The sequence below is a fragment of the Mesorhizobium sp. M7A.F.Ca.CA.002.15.2.1 genome (assembly GCF_003998715.1).
GTDB lineage: Bacteria > Pseudomonadota > Alphaproteobacteria > Rhizobiales > Rhizobiaceae > Mesorhizobium > Mesorhizobium ciceri.
The window spans coordinates 1-2,161 of the sequence record NZ_RZPI01000830.1 but is presented as its reverse complement, the minus strand read 5'-3'; the positions used below and the strand labels follow the sequence as shown (position 1 = coordinate 2,161).

Here is a 2,161-nt window from a genome sequence, read left to right as displayed (position 1 = left end):
GTCCTCGATCAGCATCCCCTTGGCTGAGGCATGAACCTCGCCCGACGCGGCATCCAGCGCCAGGCGCGCTGCGTCCTTGTCGGTCATGAGCAGCATGGCCCATGCAAGCGCATTGCCTTCGCCCAGCCGATCGAGGGCTCCGGCGGTCGCGAACTGGTTGCGGGTGGTGGCGACGTTGGCGACCGCGACGTCGTTGCGCGCCAAGGCGAGGGTGATGTCGTTGCCGTCGCCGCCCTTGTAGTTGATGAGATGGTCGAGGAAGAGAAGGTCGTTGAGGTTGCCGACGGAGGCGAAGGTGCCGGCGACATCGGCAGCGCCATTGTTCTGGATGATCGTGTACGGCCCGTTGCGCAGGTTCCAGCTCTCGGCTGTCGCCGGCGTCAGGACCAGGTTGAGCGTGGCGCCTGATATGTCGACCGTGCCGCCGACGATCAGCCTGTCGGCGCCGGATGGGGTCGCCTCGACCTCCAGGACGCCATGATTGACATAGTTGCCGCCGACCGCCTGGACGCCGATGGAATTGCCGACGCCGTGCGTGCCGAGGATGGTGACATTGCCGCCCATGGTGCCGATGCCGCCAAGGCGCGCGCCGGAATCCACCGTGACATCGCCGGCGAGGCTCGCTGTGCCATGGCTGGCGTCGCCCACCACCAGCGTTCCCATGTCGACGGTGGTCAGGCCCGCATAGCTGTTCTGTCCGTTGAGCGTCAGCTTGCCCGCGCCGGTCTTGGTCAGAGAGCCGTTTCCGGAAATGGTGCCGCCGATGACGTCGTCATGACCGAGCGCGCCGAGCGAAAGCTGCGGCGCCAGCTGTGAATCGTCGATTAGTATGGCCCCGTCGCCAGACAGCGAACCGACATCGAGCACGGAGTCCTGGTTGCGGAAGCGAACCAGCACGCTGCCGCCGGCGCCGTTGAGGATGGTTGCATCAGCCGCCTGCGATGCCTGCTGGAAATCGAGCGTGCCGCCGGCCTCGTTGACCAGCGTCGCCGTTCCGCCGTCCGAATGTCCGTAGAAAATGGTCGAGCCGCCATTCCGGTTGGTTATCGTGGCGTCCCCGGCGGAGGAAGATACATTGCTTGAGTAATCGTCGTCGAAGGTCGTCCTGCTGAAATAATACGGTATGCCCAGGCCGTCATTGACGATGGTAGCATTGGCGGCGCTTGCTCCTGTGAAGGTGACCGAGCCGCCGCCCTGGTTGATGATGCTGGCCGTGCCGGCATCGGTTCCGGTGCTGAAATTGAGCCCGCCAGTGCCGTCCTTCGCCAGAATGATGGTGGCCGCGCCGGCGGTCGCATTGCGCAGGAAGTTGAGGTCGCCCAACCCGACGGTGATCGAGATATCCTCGGCACTGACCGGATTGGCGGCGTCGTTGCCCGAGAAATAGAGCTTGGCCCATCCCCCGCTTCCGTTGGAGTTTATGGCGACCAGTCCGTCGCCGAGCGCGCCTGTCGCCGTCACGACAAGGCCGCCGCCGCGCACCGCCGTGCCGCCCGAATAGCTGTTGGCGCCGGTCAGCGTCAGCGTGCCGGAACTGGTCTTGGCGAGTTGTCCGTCGCCCGAAACCACGCCGTCGAGGATCAGGTTCTTGCCGGCGCCGACATCGAAGGTGCCGCCGTTGGCGCCGAGGATTATCTGGCGCTCCAGCGTGAAACTGACGGGATTGCCCGTCACCTGCAGCGCGCCGCCGTTCAAGGTCAGGGCGCCCGAGACATCGCCCAGCGACCAGTCGCCGCCGATCCTCAATGTGCCCTGGTCGACGGTCCACGACGTCACCGCGCTGGTGCTGCCGGTCAAGGTCCATGTGCCGTTGCCGGTCTTTTCGTAGATGCCGAAACCCTGGTATTGCTGTCCGACGCCTGAGACGTCGAAGCTGCTGTCGACGTTCCCGCCGAGCCTCAACGTGTCGGCCGCGCTGAAGGCCTCCACAGTGCCGCTGATCGCCGAGCCGGCCCGCAGCTCCAGCGTATTGACGCCGCCGCTGAACCGGATCGCATCAGCCTGGGGGCCGTTGCCGTCGATCGAGAATCCACCGGCGATGGTGCCGCTGTTGGTCACGGTGAGGCCAGCCCCGGCAATGCCGACCCCTCCGGATCCGGCAAGGTAGCGTTGATCGGAATAGCCGCTGGCGCCACCTGTGCCGCCCTGCACGGTGCCGCTG

1 protein-coding gene is annotated in these 2,161 nt (G+C 65.8%); it reads right to left on the bottom strand.

The genetic code is table 11. The annotated features are described in order from the left end of the window. Positions 1-2,161 (bottom strand): autotransporter-associated beta strand repeat-containing protein (locus tag ENZ74_RS29925; RefSeq protein ID WP_206522357.1); only part of this gene is annotated, 2,161 nt, incomplete at both ends.